This window comes from Streptomyces sp. NPDC059900 (genome assembly GCF_050270335.1).
In the GTDB taxonomy this organism is placed as follows: Bacteria; Actinomycetota; Actinomycetes; order Streptomycetales; family Streptomycetaceae; genus Streptomyces.
In genome coordinates, this window is sequence record NZ_JBNNJZ010000186.1 from 1 (window position 1) to 14259 (window position 14259).

15 protein-coding genes are annotated in these 14259 nt (G+C 71.8%); 10 read left to right on the forward strand and 5 right to left on the reverse strand.

Annotation, left to right across the window (positions count from 1 at the left end; translation table 11 throughout):
- Positions 1–14: 14 nt before the first annotated feature.
- Complete coding sequence (locus ACQKIP_RS23225; protein ID WP_427743967.1) at positions 15–1229, forward strand: sensor histidine kinase; 1215 nt, start codon at positions 15–17, stop codon at positions 1227–1229.
- Positions 1226–1879 (forward strand): response regulator transcription factor, encoded by a 654-nt coding sequence (locus ACQKIP_RS23230; RefSeq protein WP_365863249.1) that lies wholly within the window; start codon positions 1226–1228, stop codon positions 1877–1879. The genes ACQKIP_RS23225 and ACQKIP_RS23230 overlap by 4 nt, the downstream gene beginning before the upstream one ends.
- A gap of 49 nt (positions 1880–1928) precedes the next feature.
- Here the strand turns inward: ACQKIP_RS23230 and ACQKIP_RS23235 are convergent, their stop codons facing one another.
- Positions 1929–2744 (reverse strand): IclR family transcriptional regulator, encoded by an 816-nt coding sequence (locus ACQKIP_RS23235; RefSeq protein ID WP_361193140.1) that lies wholly within the window; start codon positions 2742–2744, stop codon positions 1929–1931.
- Between the two features lie 405 nt (positions 2745–3149).
- Here ACQKIP_RS23235 and allB point away from each other — a divergent pair, with 405 nt between their 5' ends.
- Together allB and alc are read left to right on the forward strand one after the other, a co-directional pair.
- Positions 3150–4484, forward strand: coding sequence for an allantoinase AllB (gene allB, locus ACQKIP_RS23240; protein WP_365863251.1), 1335 nt, complete (start codon positions 3150–3152; stop codon positions 4482–4484).
- 5 nt (positions 4485–4489) lie between these two features.
- Positions 4490–5605, forward strand: a complete 1116-nt coding sequence (gene alc, locus ACQKIP_RS23245) for an allantoicase (protein WP_365863253.1) — start codon at positions 4490–4492, stop codon at positions 5603–5605.
- Between the two features lie 99 nt (positions 5606–5704).
- Here alc and ACQKIP_RS23250 read toward each other — a convergent pair whose 3' ends face one another.
- Positions 5705–6469: an SDR family oxidoreductase gene (locus tag ACQKIP_RS23250; protein ID WP_365863254.1), complete on the reverse strand. Its 765-nt coding sequence runs from the start codon at positions 6467–6469 to the stop codon at positions 5705–5707.
- A 198-nt stretch (positions 6470–6667) separates the two neighbouring features.
- Between ACQKIP_RS23250 and ACQKIP_RS23255 the strand changes: the two genes are divergently transcribed.
- From ACQKIP_RS23255 to ACQKIP_RS23265, 3 genes are all read left to right on the forward strand, one after another.
- Positions 6668–7573, forward strand: coding sequence for a DMT family transporter (locus tag ACQKIP_RS23255; RefSeq protein ID WP_365863256.1), 906 nt, complete (start codon positions 6668–6670; stop codon positions 7571–7573).
- Between the two features lie 33 nt (positions 7574–7606).
- Positions 7607–8005, forward strand: coding sequence for a hypothetical protein (locus tag ACQKIP_RS23260; RefSeq protein WP_365863258.1), 399 nt, complete (start codon positions 7607–7609; stop codon positions 8003–8005).
- Positions 8006–8171: 166 nt separating this feature from the next.
- The gene (locus tag ACQKIP_RS23265) at positions 8172–8609 is read left to right on the forward strand and encodes a ribonuclease domain-containing protein (RefSeq protein ID WP_365863260.1); all 438 of its coding nucleotides are present in this window, start codon (positions 8172–8174) and stop codon (positions 8607–8609) included.
- A gap of 42 nt (positions 8610–8651) precedes the next feature.
- On the opposite strand, the gene ACQKIP_RS23270 is transcribed toward ACQKIP_RS23265, so the two are convergent.
- Positions 8652–8858 carry a hypothetical protein gene (locus ACQKIP_RS23270; RefSeq protein ID WP_365863262.1) on the reverse strand — a complete coding sequence of 69 codons (207 nt, stop codon included), beginning with the start codon at positions 8856–8858 and terminating at the stop codon, positions 8652–8654.
- A gap of 158 nt (positions 8859–9016) precedes the next feature.
- Between ACQKIP_RS23270 and ACQKIP_RS23275 the strand changes: the two genes are divergently transcribed.
- Together ACQKIP_RS23275 and ACQKIP_RS23280 are read left to right on the forward strand one after the other, a co-directional pair.
- Complete coding sequence (locus ACQKIP_RS23275; RefSeq protein WP_365863265.1) at positions 9017–10345, forward strand: sensor histidine kinase; 1329 nt, start codon at positions 9017–9019, stop codon at positions 10343–10345.
- 127 nt (positions 10346–10472) lie between these two features.
- On the forward strand, positions 10473–11144 hold the full coding sequence (locus tag ACQKIP_RS23280; protein ID WP_365863267.1) for a response regulator transcription factor: 672 nt from the start codon (positions 10473–10475) through the stop codon (positions 11142–11144).
- 109 nt (positions 11145–11253) lie between these two features.
- Here ACQKIP_RS23280 and ACQKIP_RS23285 read toward each other — a convergent pair whose 3' ends face one another.
- Positions 11254–12273 carry a Gfo/Idh/MocA family protein gene (locus ACQKIP_RS23285; RefSeq protein ID WP_365863269.1) on the reverse strand — a complete coding sequence of 340 codons (1020 nt, stop codon included), beginning with the start codon at positions 12271–12273 and terminating at the stop codon, positions 11254–11256.
- A 127-nt stretch (positions 12274–12400) separates the two neighbouring features.
- Here ACQKIP_RS23285 and ACQKIP_RS23290 point away from each other — a divergent pair, with 127 nt between their 5' ends.
- Positions 12401–13150 carry a GntR family transcriptional regulator gene (locus ACQKIP_RS23290; RefSeq protein ID WP_427743969.1) on the forward strand — a complete coding sequence of 250 codons (750 nt, stop codon included), beginning with the start codon at positions 12401–12403 and terminating at the stop codon, positions 13148–13150.
- A gap of 34 nt (positions 13151–13184) precedes the next feature.
- Here the strand turns inward: ACQKIP_RS23290 and ACQKIP_RS23295 are convergent, their stop codons facing one another.
- Complete coding sequence (locus ACQKIP_RS23295; protein WP_365863271.1) at positions 13185–14051, reverse strand: SigB/SigF/SigG family RNA polymerase sigma factor; 867 nt, start codon at positions 14049–14051, stop codon at positions 13185–13187.
- Between the last annotated feature and the right edge of the window lie 208 nt (positions 14052–14259).

Below are 14259 nucleotides of genomic sequence, written 5' to 3' on the forward strand. Positions count from 1 at the left end.
CTTCCGAGGCCCTCATGCCCTCCAGCGATTCCCCGGCTCCTTCACGGACCACCCCCGTCACCCTCGTGCTGCGGCTCTGTCTGCACGCGCTGCTCGCGGGGCTGCTCGCGCTTGTCGTGGTGCGGGCTCTGGCCGGTGGCGGGCCGCGTGCCGGCGCGGTGGTGGCGGTGGTGGCGGCGATGGGCGGCGTCTACGCGGCGGGTGTTCTCAGCCCTGCCGTCGCCCGGTCGCAGCGCGCCGCCGCGCTGTGGCTCGCGGCGCTCGGAGTGTGCTGGGCGGTGCTGCTCGTACTGTCTCCGGCCGGGCTGTGGACGGCCTTCCCGCTGTACTTCCTGCAACTGCATCTGCTGCCGGTGCGCTGGGCGCTGCCCGCCGTCGCGCTGACCGCCGCTGCCGCCATCGCCGGCTTCCTGCTGCACGGCTCGCCGGTCACGCCCGGCAGCTTCATCGGGCCGGTGCTCGGCGCGGCCGTGGCGGTCGCCACCGTCCTCGGGTACGAGGCGCTGTACCGGGAGAGCGAGCGGCGCCGTGAGCTGATCGACGAGCTGGTGGCGACGCGGGCCGAGCTCGCCGCCGCCGAGCGGACCGCCGGGACCCTCGCCGAGCGCGAGCGCCTCGCCCGCGAGATCCACGACACGCTCGCGCAGGGCCTCTCCTCCATCCAGCTCCTGCTGCGCGCCGCGCAACGCGCGCTGCCCGCGGGATCTCCCGCCGCCCCGCACATCGAGCAGGCCCGCGCCGCCGCGCAGGACAACCTCGCCGAGGCGCGGCGCTTCGTGCGCGCCCTCAGCCCGCCCGACCTGGAACGCGGCTCGCTGGCCAAGGCCCTCGAACGGCTCTCCGCGTCCGCGTCGCCGGGCTCGGGCGGCTCGCGCGTCGACGTCCAGTTCACGGTGAGCGGCATGCCCGTGGAGCTGCCGACGCCGTACGAGGTCGCCCTGCTCCGCACCGCACAGTCCGCTCTCGCGAACACCGTCCGGCACGCGGAGGCGGGGCGCGCCGAGATCACCCTGAGCTTCATGGACACGTCGGTGTCCCTGGACGTGGTCGACGACGGGCGGGGTTTCGATCCGGCCTCCACCACGTCCGGGGACGGCGGGGGGTTCGGGCTGCCCGCCATGCGGGCGCGGGCCCGCTCGCTCGGCGGGACGCTGAGCGTGGAGTCGGCGCCGGGGCAGGGCACGGCGCTCGCCCTGACGTTGCCGCTGCCGACGGGAGCCGTGGCATGAGTGCCGAGGCGTCCGGCCCCATCCGGCTGCTTCTCGCCGACGATCACCCCGTCGTGCGCGCCGGGCTGCGCGCGGTGCTCGACACCGAGCCCGGCTTCGCCGTGGTGGGGGAGGCGGCGACGGCCGAGGCGGCGGTGTCGCTCGCCGCGACCGGCGCCTACGACGTCGTGCTGATGGATCTCCAGTTCGGGACGGGGATGCACGGGGCGCAGGCCACGGCCGAGATCGCCGCGGTGGCGGGGGCGCCCAGGGTGCTCGTCCTGACGACGTACGACACGGACGCCGACATCCTCGCCGCGGTCGAGGCGGGCGCGGCGGGATACCTTCTGAAGGACGCGCCCCCGGAGGAGCTTGCCGCGGCCGTACGGACCGCCGCCGCGGGGCAGTCGGCGCTCGCCCCCGCGATCGCGCACCGCCTGATGGACCGGATGCGGGCGCCGGGGGAGGCGCTGACCGGGCGGGAGCTTGAGGTGCTGCGGCTGGTGCGGGACGGTCTGTCCAACCAGGAGGTCAGCAAGCGGCTCTTCCTGAGCCAGGCCACCGTGAAGTCTCATCTGGTGCACATCTACGCGAAGTTGGGCGTGGATTCGCGTACGGCGGCGGTGGCCGTGGCGACGGCGCGGGGGCTGATCAGGGACGGCAGGAGTTAGCCGCGGGACGAGCCGGGGTGCCCGGCCCGTCCGGCAGGACTGCGCGGGGCTATGCGGGGGAGCCCGAGCTGGCAAGGGCGGCGGACAGCTCCACGGCCACTTCCTGGAGAACCGGCACGATCTTCTCCACCGCGGCCTCCGTCACGCGGCCCGCCGGGCCCGAGATCGAAATGGCCGCCGCCGTGGGGGAGTTGGGGACCGACACCGCCAGGCAGCGCACCCCGATCTCCTGTTCGTTGTCGTCGACCGCGAAGCCCGCGCTGCGGACCTCTTCGAGCGCGTCGAGGAAACCCTCCGGCGTGGTGATCGTCTTCTCCGTGGCCGCGGGCATCCCGGTGCGGGAGAGCAGTGCCCGTACCTCCTCGGGAGGGGTGTGGGCGAGGAGGGCCTTGCCGACGCCCGTGGAGTGCGGCAGGACCCGGCGGCCCACCTCGGTGAACATCCGCATGGAGTGCTTGGACGGCACCTGCGCGACGTACACGATCTCGTCCCCGTCGAGCAGCGCCATGTTCGCGGTCTCGCCGGTCTCCTCGACCAGGCGCGCGAGGTAGGGGCGTGCCCAGGTGCCCAGGAGGCGCGAGGCCGATTCGCCGAGCCGGATCAGGCGGGGGCCGAGCGAGTAGCGGCGGTTGGGCTGCTGGCGTACATAGCCGCAGGCGACCAGCGTGCGCATCAGGCGGTGGATCGTGGGCAGCGGCAGGCCGCTGCTGGCGGACAGCTCGCTCAGGCCGACCTCGCCTCCGGCGTCCGCCATCCGTTCGAGGAGGTCGAAGGCGCGCTCAAGGGACTGGACACCACCGCTGGCGGCGGTCGGCTTGGAGGCGGCGACTTCGGTGGAGGCGTCGCTGGCGCTTGACGTCGGCACGGCGCAGTCCTTTCGGGGCTGACGGGCAAGGCAGCAGCCTACCGGGCGGTTCCCGGCCGGGTCTTGGGGCGGCCCCGGCATCCTTACCGGTCAGGGCCGGTCGGGGACCGGTCGGGGCGCCTTTGTCCGCTTCTCCGCCGCCACGCCCGTTGATCGTTTGACGGCCCGATTGTGCGTAGCTACGTTCTGGCTGGTGGAATTCTAATTCCACTTTGTGGAAACGTCCAGAGTGTGACGGGGTACCTCTTGACGGCTCGCGGTCGGCCGTGAAGACTCATTCAACAGAACGTTGAATTCCGTTTAGCGGAATCGAATGGTCTGTGTAGCGGAAAAGAACGAACAGCCAAGCAACAGCGAACAGGCCGTCGAACAGACGGGCAACAGCGAAGAGAGGGCGTTGAGGACGTGGACGTAGAACTGGTGCTGCGCTCGACTCGCGTGATCACCCCGCAGGGAACCCGCGCCGCCTCGGTCACGGTCTCCGGGGGGAAGATCGCGGCCGTACTGGCGTACGACGCCGACGTACCGGCGGGGGCCAGGATCGAGGACCTGGGCGACGACGTCCTGCTGCCCGGCATCGTCGACACGCACGTCCATGTCAACGACCCCGGCCGCACGGAGTGGGAGGGCTTCTGGACCGCCACCCGCGCCGCGGCCGCCGGTGGCATCACCACCCTCGTCGACATGCCGCTCAACTCCCTTCCGCCGACCACCACCGTCGACAACCTGCGCACGAAGCAGGAAGTCGCCCGCACCAAGGCGCACATCGACGTCGGCTTCTGGGGCGGCGCCCTGCCCGACAACGTCGGCGACCTCAAGCCCTTGCACGACGCCGGTGTCTACGGCTTCAAGTGCTTCCTCTCGCCGTCCGGCGTGGACGAGTTCCCGCACCTGGACCAGGACCGCCTGGCCACCTCCATGGCGGAGATCGCCGGCTTCGGCGGCCTGCTCATCGTGCACGCAGAGGACCCGCACGAGCTGGACGCGGCCCCGCACAAGAGCGGCCCCAAGTACACGGACTACCTGGACACCCGGCCGCGTGTCTCCGAGGACGCCGCGATCGAGGGCCTCATCGGGCTCGCCAAGCGGCTCGGCGCCCGGGTCCACGTACTGCACCTGTCGTCGTCGAACGCGCTGCCCCTGATCGCCGCCGCCAAGCGCGAGGGCGTCAAGCTCACCGTCGAGACGTGCCCGCACTACCTCACGCTCACCGCGGAGGAAGTCCCGGACGGCGCCAGCGAGTTCAAGTGCTGCCCGCCCATCCGCGAGGCCGCCAACCAGGACCTCCTGTGGGACGCGCTCGCCGACGGCACCATCGACTGCATCGTGACGGACCACTCCCCGTCCACCGCGGACCTCAAGACCGACGACTTCGCGACCGCGTGGGGCGGCATCTCCGGGCTCCAGCTCAGCCTCCCCGCGATCTGGACCGAGGCCCGCAAGCGCGGCCACAGCCTTGAGGACGTGGTGCGCTGGATGTCGACGCGCACCTCCGAACTGGTCGGACTCGACCAGAAGGGCGCCATCGAGGCCGGCCGCGACGCCGACTTCGCGGTCCTCGCGCCCGACGAGACCTTCACCGTGGACCCCGCGGAGCTGCAGCACCGGAACCGAGTCACGGCGTACGCGGGCAAGACCCTCAGCGGCGTCGTGAAGTCCACCTGGCTGCGCGGCGAACGCATCCTGCACGGCGGCGAGTTCAGCGAACCCGCAGGCCGACTTCTGGAAAGGAACAACTGATCACCGTGACGGCGATACCTTCTTTCACCGGCGACGCGAGCCCCTACGGCGGCGGCGACCCGTACGCGGACTACCGCACCGCGGACTTCCCCTTCACCCAGTACGCCAACCTCGCCGACCGGCAGCTCGGCGCCGGTGTGATCGCCGCCAACGACGAGTTCTTCGCGATGCGCGAGAACCTCCTCCTCGACCACGCCGCCGTGTTCGACCCGGAGCACTTCGGTCACAAGGGCAAGGTCATGGACGGCTGGGAGACCCGCCGCCGCCGCGGTGTCTCCGGCGAGCACCCGTGGCCCACCGCCGACGACCACGACTGGGCGCTCGTACGCCTCGGCGCTCCCGGCGTCGTGCGCGGCCTGGTCATCGACACCGCCCACTTCCGCGGCAACTACCCGCAGGCCGTGTCCGTCGAGGGCACGAGCGTCGACGGTTCGCCGACCCCCGAGGAGCTCCTCGCGGACGACGTGAAGTGGACGACCCTCGTACCGCGCACGGCGGTCGGCGGCCACGCGGCCAACGGCTTCGCCGTCGACCTGGAGCAGCGCTTCACGCACCTGCGCGTCAACCAGCACCCGGACGGCGGCATCGCCCGCCTGCGCGTCTACGGCGAGGTCGTCGCCGACCCCAAGTGGCTCGCCGCGCTCGGCACGTTCGACGTGGTCGCCCTGGAGAACGGCGGCCAGGTCGAGGACGCGTCCGACCGCTTCTACTCCCCGGCCACCAACACCATCCAGCCGGGTCGCTCCCGCAAGATGGACGACGGCTGGGAGACCCGCCGCCGCCGCGACACCGGCAACGACTGGATCCGCTACCAGCTGGCGGGCCAGTCCGAGATCCGCTCCGTGGAGATCGACACCGCCTACCTCAAGGGCAACTCCGCCGGCTGGGCGGCGCTTTCGGTGCGTGACGGCGAGGACGGCGAGTGGGTCGAGGCGCTGCCCCGCACCCGCCTCCAGCCCGACACCAACCACCGCTTCGTCCTGGACGCCCCGGTGGTCGGCACGCACGTGCGCATCGACATCTTCCCGGACGGCGGCATCTCCCGCCTTCACCTCTTCGGTTCGCTGACCGAGGCGGGCGCGAGCCGTCTGACGGCACGTCACCAGGAGCTCGGAGGCTGATCGGCTACCGCTGACGGCCCGCCGAAGGACGTGGGGCGCACCGGGTGGACAGCCCCGGTGCGCCCCATCACCATGCCCGTCTCACCGTGCCCGCGCGGCTCAGGCGCCGTACCCGCCGTCGACCACCAGTTCCGTGCCCGTGATGAACGCGGCGTCGTCTCCGGCCAGATAGGAGACGAGGGAGGCCACCTCGTCGGCCGTGCCGAAGCGGGCGAGCGCCGTCGCGGCCTTCTGCGGCTCGGCGAACGGGCCGTCGGCCGGGTTCATGTCCGTGTCGACCGCACCAGGGTGCACGACGTTCACGGTGATCCCGCGCCCGGCGAGCTCACGGGCCAGCGGCTTGGTCATGCCGACAAGGGCCGCCTTGCTCAGCGCGTACAGCGTCGCGCCCGGGCCGCCCGCGAACCGGGTGAGCCCCGATCCGGTGGAGATGATCCGGCCCCCTTCGGCCATCCTGCCGGCCGCCGCCTGCGAGGCCAGGAAGACCGAACGTACGTTGACGGCGAGCACCCGGTCGACGTCGGAGAGGGCCAAGTCCCCGATGGGGCCGAGGACTCCGATGCCCGCGTTGTTCACCAGGATGTCCAGGCGGCCCAGATCGTCCGCCGCGCGCTCCACCGCGCCCGCCGCGTCGCCCGCGTCCGCCGCGTCCGCCCGGATGGCGAAGCCGCGCCGTCCCGCCGCCTCGATCTTGGCGACGACCTCACCGGCGGCGGTCTCCGAGTTGACGTACGTGATGGCCACATCGGCGCCCTCCTGCGCGAGCCGCAGCGCGATGGCCGCGCCGATGCCGCGGCTGCCGCCGGTGACCAGGGCGGTCTTGCCGGTGAGCTTGCCGCTCTGCGTGCCGGTCAGAGTAGACATGTCAGAACTCCATTTGCGTGGAAAGGCGTGCAATGCCTGAGAAGTGCTTATGGGTTCAATGAAAGCGGGCGGCGCCTCGTGTGGCTGGCGGGAAATGGACACCGCCTTCCCGGCGCGATCCGGGCCGGATACGGTGATCGACCCACGTGAGAGCCGCCGAAGTCTCCACACCCCCGCATCCGTTGGAGACCGCGCCCCGTGTCGACGCTCGCCGCTCCCGCCGCGCCCGCAGTGCGCCGCGCCTGGCTCACCGATCTGCCCGTCCTGCTCGTGGCCGTCGTCTGGGGTGCCAGCTATCTGGCGGCCAAGGGCATCACGACGACGCACACCGTCATCGCCGTCCTGGTGCTGCGGTTCGCCGTCGTACTGCCCGCGCTGGTGGTCGCCGGCCTGCGCGGCCTGCGCGCCCTCACGGCGCCGCAGTGGCGCGGGGCGGGGGTGCTCGGGCTGATCCTGAGCGGGATCTTCCTCCTGGAGACGTACGGAGTCGTCCACACCTCGGCGACCAACGCGGGCCTCATCATCAGCCTCACCATGATCTTCACGCCGCTCGCCGAGGCCGCGGTGGAGCGCAAGCGGCCGCCGCGCGCCTTCCTCGCGGCGGCCGGACTCTCCGTGCTCGGCGTGGTCCTGCTGACCCAGGGCGGCGGATTCACCCGGCCTTCGGCGGGCGACGGGCTGATTCTCCTGGCGGCCCTCGCGCGCACGGTGCACGTCCTAGCGATGTCGCGGATCAAGGCGGTCAAGGACGCTGACTCGTTGTCGCTCACGACCGTCCAACTGGGCTCGGCGGTAGCGGTGTTCGCGGTGCTCGCCGCCGCCGGGACGGGGGCTTCGCCCTGGTCGGTCGCCGCGGACTTCGGTGTGCGCGAGTGGGCCGGGCTGCTCTTCCTCTCCGTGTTCTGCACGCTGTTCGCGTTCTTCGTGCAGATGTGGGCGGTGCGCAGGACATCTCCCTCGCGGGTGAGCCTGCTGCTCGGCACGGAGCCGTTGTGGGCCGCCGCCGTGGGGATCGCGGTGGGCGGCGAGCGGCTGGGCGCGGTGGGTCTGGCGGGCGGTGTGCTGGTTCTGGTGGGGACCAGCTGGGGCCGCGGAGTGCGGTGATACGTTCCGTGGTCGGTCGAACAGGGGGAGCCCATGAGTGAACACTTCGAGCAGGACTTCGCCACGAGCGCGCAGCGGCGCCGCGGCTGGGGCGGCGCGCTGCTCCTGGTGGCGGGCATCATCTGGGCCGTGCTCGCGTACCAGTTGATGGCTCCGTTCAGCGACGGGGACGACGACTCCTCCAGCAGCCGCAAGTGCCAGTCGATGCTGTTCTACGAGGGCGACGACCCCACCTGGCAGGAGTCCACGTGGGACGACTGCCGCGCGGAGCGCAGATGGCCCGAGATGCTGGGCTGGCTGGCGCTCTCGGTGCCGCTCTCGGTGGGCGGCGCGGTGCTCTACACCAGCGGGGCCACCAGCCTGCGGATGCGCGAGTACATGGCGGAGCACCGCATCGCCGCCGCGAAGAGCGGGGCGGCGGGGAAGGGCTGAGAGTGAAGGGCAGGGTAGCCGGGGAGGACTGAGGGTCAAGGGCGGGGCAGCCGGGGAGGACGGCGGGCGGCGCACCGGTGACGCCCGGTGAAGTCCGGTTAACTTCCGGAAAATTCACTGCACTTGACGTTGACACGACAACCTCTACGCGCGTCACACTGGTCCCATGCGAATCCCCCCACGAATCGTGAGCGTCACCGCCCTCGCCGCCGCCCTGCTCGTCGGCGGCCCCGTAGCCGCCTCCGCGAGCGCGGTGCCCGACCACCACGCCCCCACTTCGACGGCCTACTCCGTCACGTCCGTCACCTCCGCCGCAGCCGTCGGCGACATCTGCTACTCCAAGCTGCCCGACCAGGCGCACGACACCCTGGACCTGATCGAGGCGGGCGGCCCCTACCCGTATCCGCAGGACGACACCGTCTTCTCCAACAGGGAAGGCATCCTGCCCTCCCAGAGCTCCGGCTACTACCACGAGTACACCGTGGTGACGCCCGGCTCACCCGACCGCGGTGCGCGCCGCGTCGTGACCGGTGAGAAGGACAAGGAGGACTACTACACCGCCGACCACTACGAGTCCTTCGACCTGGTCGACTACGCCTGCTGAGCCAGGCACCGCACGGCGGTACCAGCGGACGCTCCGGCACTCCTAGCGGACCTTCCGGCTCTCCGCGACGGCGAACAGCGCGAGCGCGAGCACGATCAGCGTGACGCCCGCGTAGACCTCGTAGCCGTCGAGGAAACCGATCCGCTGCACGACGCCCCAGCCGCTCAGGCTGCCGGTCAGCTCGTGCGCCAGGGCTGCCACGCCCTGGATCAGGAAAAGGACGCCGAAGACCTCTAGTACCTGCTTCATGCCGAAGAGCCTCGTCCCGTGGACTCCCCACGCACATCGGCCACGGGGCGAGGCTTCTTCACCCGGCACCCTCCGAAAGTCTGCGGTTGCGCGACTTTGGTCGACGATCATGTCCGGAGGGCGCACGTTGCCCCCGGCGGTGCGTAGATTTGTCGACCATGAGCGGCAATGAGCCCACGTCGGGCCCCTCCGGGCCCCTGGCCCCCTCGGAGCCCCCGGCAGCCCTGGCCCGGCGCCCCTGGGGGCTGCCGTCGGCCCTCGCCGCCGAGTTCGACCCGGACCGTGCGCCGCGCAAGGGCAGCAGCAGGCCCCGGCGGACCGTACGGGACTGGCTGGTCGACTTCGCCTGCTTCTTCTCGGCCGTCGCCATCGGCATGGTGGCCGCGGACGCGGTCGGCAGCAATCCGCATGTCTCGCGCGGCTTGGCCGAGGCCGACCAGGTGATCGGTGCGCTGGCCTGTGCCGCCGTCTGGCTGCGCAGGCGCTGGCCGGTCGGCCTCGCCACCGCCATGGTGCCGGTCACCGTGGTCTCCGACACCGCGGGCGGCGCGGCTGCCATCGCCCTGTTCACCCTCGCCGTGCACCGCCCCTTCCGGTACGTCGGCTGGATCGGCGGCCTGTCGATCGCCGTGATGCCGCTCATCTACTGGCTGCGGCCCGATGCCGAGATGCCGTACCTGGTCGCCGTTCTCTTCGGAGTGCTGCTCAGCGCCTCCGTGATCGGCTGGGGCATGTTCGTGCGCTCGCGCCGCCAGCTCTTGCTGAGCCTGCGCGACCGTGCGATCCGGGCCGAGAACGAGGCGGTGCTCCGTGCCGAGCAGGCCCAGCGCCTGGCCCGCGAGTCCATCGCCAGGGAGATGCACGACGTGCTGGCCCACCGGCTCACCCTGCTCAGCGTGCATGCCGGAGCGCTCGAGTTCCGTCCGGACGCGCCCCGCGAGGAGATCGTCCGCGCCGCCGGTGTCATCCGGGAGAGCTCGCACGAAGCGCTTCAGGATCTGCGCGAGGTCATCGGCGTCCTGCGCGGCGGGGGTGGCGCCGCCGGTGAAGGGGAGGCGTCCGGCCGCCCGCAGCCGACCCTCTCCGCCCTGGAGACCCTGGTCGCCGAGTCGCGTGACGCGGGCATGAAGGTCGCGCTCGACCACCGCGTCGCCGACCCGGCGGCCGTGCCCGCAGCCGTCGGCCGCACCGCCTACCGCATCGCCCAGGAGGGCCTGACCAACGCCCGCAAGCACGCCCCGGGCGCCGAGGTGACCGTCCTGGTGTCCGGCGCGCCCGGCGAAGGGCTCACCCTGTCGGTACGCAATCCGCCGCCGTCCGGCGACGTGCCCGCCGTCCCCGGTTCCGGCCAGGGACTCATCGGCCTCACGGAGCGGGCCACGCTCGCGGGCGGGCGCATCGAGCACGGGGCCGCGGCGGACGGCGGCTTCCGCGTCGACGCGTGGCTGCCGTGGGAGGTGCGGTCCGGCCGAGGTGATGAACTGTGAGCGCGGGAAGGCTTTTTGAGTCCGTACGGGAGGCCGTGGCCAGGCAGCTCTCTGCTGCGACGGTCCTCCCCGGGCCCCGGACGGCAGCCGTGATCGGCCGCCCGCCGGCTCTCGTTACTGTGGTCCCATGAATCCCATCCGCGTGCTTCTCGTCGACGACGACCCGCTGGTCCGCGCCGGTCTGTCCTTCATGATGGGCGGCGCGGACGACATCGAGATCGTCGGCGAGGCGGCGGACGGAACCCACGTGGCGCCGCTGGTCGCCGAACTGCGCCCGGACGTGGTCCTGATGGACATCCGCATGCCCGCGATGGACGGCCTCGCGGCGACGGAGTCCCTGCGCAAGCGCCCCGACGCGCCGGAGGTCATCGTCCTCACGACCTTCCACGCCGACGACCAGGTGCTGCGGGCCCTGCGTGCGGGCGCGGCGGGCTTCGTCCTCAAGGACACTCCGCCCGCCGAGATCGTCGCGGCGGTACGGGCAGTCGCGGCGGGCGAGCCGGTGCTCTCCCCGACGGTGACGCAGCAGCTGATCACACAGGTGACGGGGGTCGACCCGCAACAGGGCCGCCGCGAAAGGGCGTTGGAGCGTCTCGCGCTCCTTGCCGAGCGGGAGCGCGAGGTGGCGGTGGCGGTGGGCCGCGGCGCGTCGAACGCGGACATCGCCTCGGAGCTCTACCTGAGCGTGGCCACGGTCAAGGCCCACGTCTCCCGCATCCTGACGAAACTGGACCTCAACAACCGGGTGCAGATCGCGCTGCTGGCGCATGACGCGGGGTTGCTGGACGGGGCGGAGTAGCCCCCTCCCCGGGAGTCCGGCCCTCGCCGAACGTCGTCGTCCGCCGCTGAGCGGGGGCTGACCGCGCAGTTCCCCGCGCCCCTCCAGGCGCCGGGTCTCCAGCGCTTGTTCAGCCCCCGGCGATCTCCGTGATCCGTACCGAGCGCCGCTCCCGTCGCGACAGTTCGCACGCCTCCGCGACCCGCAGGGCCTGGAGCGCCTCACGTCCGTCGCACGGGTTCACCCGCTCGCCGCGGACTACGTCGACGAACGCCGCGAGCTCCGCCTCGTACGCGGGGGCGAACCGTTCCAGGAAGCCGGGCCACGGCTTGTCGGGCGGCGGCGGGCCGGAGGGCTCCACGGACGACAGGGGAGTGCGGTCGTCGAAGCCGACCGCGATCTGGTCGTCCTCGCCCGCCAGTTCCATCCGTACGTCGTAACCCGCCCCGTTGCACCGCGTGGCCGTCGCCGTGACGAGCGTGCCGTCGTCGAGGGTGAGGACGGCCGCGGCGGTGTCCACGTCGTCCGCCTCGCGGAACATCGCGGGCCCGGCGTCCGACCCCGTCGCGTACACCTCGGTCACCTCGCGCCCCGTCACCCAGCGCACCATGTCGAAGTCGTGGACCAGGCAGTCGCGGTAGAGGCCGCCGGAGAGCGGGAGGTACGCGGCGGGGGGCGGCGCCGGGTCGGAGGTCATCGCCCGGACCGTGTGCAGCCGCCCGAGCCGCCCCGACCGCACGGCCTCGCGCGCCGCCACGTACCCCGCGTCGAACCGCCGCTGGAACCCCAGCTGGAGCACCGTCCCCGCGGCCTCGACCTCCCCGAGCGCGGCGAGCGTACCCGGCAGATCGAGGGCGATGGGCTTCTCGCAGAAGACCGGAAGCCCGGCCCGCGCCGCCTTGCCGATCAGCTCGGCATGCGCGGAGGTCGCCGCCGTGATCACCAGGGCGTCCACCGGCCCCGACCGGCCGCTGCCCGTGAAGACGTCGTCCACCGAGGCCGCGGAAGCCGCCCCGATCCGCGCCGCGAGCCCGGCCGCGCGCCCGACGTCCGCGTCGGCCACGATCAGCGCATCCACCTCGGGATGCCGCTGAAGAGCCGCCGAATGAAATGTCCCGATACGACCCGTCCCGATCAATCCGATGCGCATCCCCCCACCCTCGCCACCCCCCGCGGCCCTGTCAATCCTTTGTCCGGACAACAGAACTTCAGAACTTCCCGTCATCATTCCCTGCGACTACGCTCGCCGTGTGCCCAAATCAGCCGCCAAACCAGCCGTGGACCCGACCGTCTCGCTTCAGCTCGGGGTCGACCGCAGCAGTCCGGTTCCGCTGTACTTCCAGCTGTCCCAGCAACTGGAGGCGGCGATCGAGCGCGGGGCCCTGACGCCGGGGACCCTGCTCGGCAACGAGATCGAGCTGGCGGGGCGGCTCGGGCTCTCCCGGCCCACCGTCCGGCAGGCCATCCAGTCGCTCGTCGACAAGGGCCTGCTCGTGCGCCGCAGGGGCGTCGGGACGCAGGTCGTGCACAGCCAGGTCAAGCGACCCCTTGAGCTCAGCAGCCTCTACGACGACCTGGAGGCGGCGGGCCAGCGGCCCGCGACCCGCGTGCTGCGCAACACCGTCGAGCCCGCATCCGCCGAGGTCGCCGCCGCGCTCGGCATCGCGGAGGGCGACGAGGTGCACCTCGTCGAGCGGCTCCGCCTGGCGCACGGCGAGCCCATGGCGTTCCTGCGCAACCGCCTGCCCGCCGGGCTCCTCGATCTCGACACGCCGCGTCTGGAGGCCACCGGCCTCTACCGTCTGATGCGCGCCGCGAGCATCACCCTGCACCGCGCGCGCCAGTCCGTGGGCGCCCGGGCCGCCACCGCCGACGAGGGCCGGCAGCTCGGCGAGCCCGAGGGAGCCCCGCTGCTGACGATGCAGCGCACGACCTTCGACGACACGGGCCGCGCGGTCGAGTTCGGCTCACACATCTACCGCGCCTCGCGCTACTCCTTCGAGTTCCAGCTCCTCGTACGGCCGTAGAGCCTCGACTCGGTCCGCACTCGGGCCGCCGCGGTCAGTCCGTGACCATCAGGCCGGCGCGGAGCTTGCCGACGACGCGGGAGATGAGCCGGGAGACGTGCATCTGCGAGCAGCCCAGTTCGTCGGCGATCTGCTGCTGGGTCCGCTCCTCCACGAAGCGCAGGTGGATGAGGGTGCGGTCACGTTCGCCGAGGTCCGCGATCAGCGGGGCGAGGGAGTGGAAGTTCTCGACCAGCTCGAAGGACTGCTCGTCGACGCCGATGAAGTCGGCGAGCATCGTGTCGGATTCGTCGTCGGCGCCGTTGACCGCCGCGTTCAGCGAGACGGCGTTGTAGCCGTTGGCCGCCTTCTGCGCCTCGGCGACCTCGGAGGTTTCGAGCTGCATCAGTTCCGCCAGCTCGGCCGTGGAGGGCAGGCGGCCCAGGCGGGTGCGCAACTCCTCGGTGGCCTTGGACAGTTCGATGCGGGCTTCCTGGAGCCGGCGGGGCACGTGCACGGCCCAGGACGTGTCGCGGAAGAACCGCTTGATCTCACCGGTGATGTAGGGGACGGCGAAGGAGGTGAACTCGACTTCGCGGGTCAGCTCGAACCGGTCGATGGCCTTGATCAGGCCGATGGTGCCGACCTGGATGATGTCTTCCATCTCCTGCGGGCCGCGGTGCCTGAACCGGGAGGCCGCGTACTGCACGAGGGAGAGGTTCATCTCGATCAGGGCGTTGCGCACGTACTGGTACTCGCGCGTGCCCTCCTCGAGTTGCGTGAGGCGGTCGAAGAAACGCTTGCCGACCTCCCGCGCGTCCTTGGGCGCGATGGAGGAAGGGTCCGTGTACGCGCGCTCAACGAGGTCTTCTCCGGCCAGGGCGGCCGTTTCCTGCGTCTTCTCCTGCGCGGCGGTGATCATGCGTTCCTCTCCTTGTTCAGTTCGACCTTGTCCGGTACGACTCCGTGTTCCGCAGCCCACCCTGTACCCCGCGAAATCCTGTCCACACGTACGAACTTGCGAATGGGGCGACCGGGGCGGGTGAGGTGTGCAAAGAGGGACGAAAAGGAGGGGTGGGCCCGGCCGTCCCAGGCCGGGCCCACCCCCTGGGGGCGGTCCCCCCGGCCCG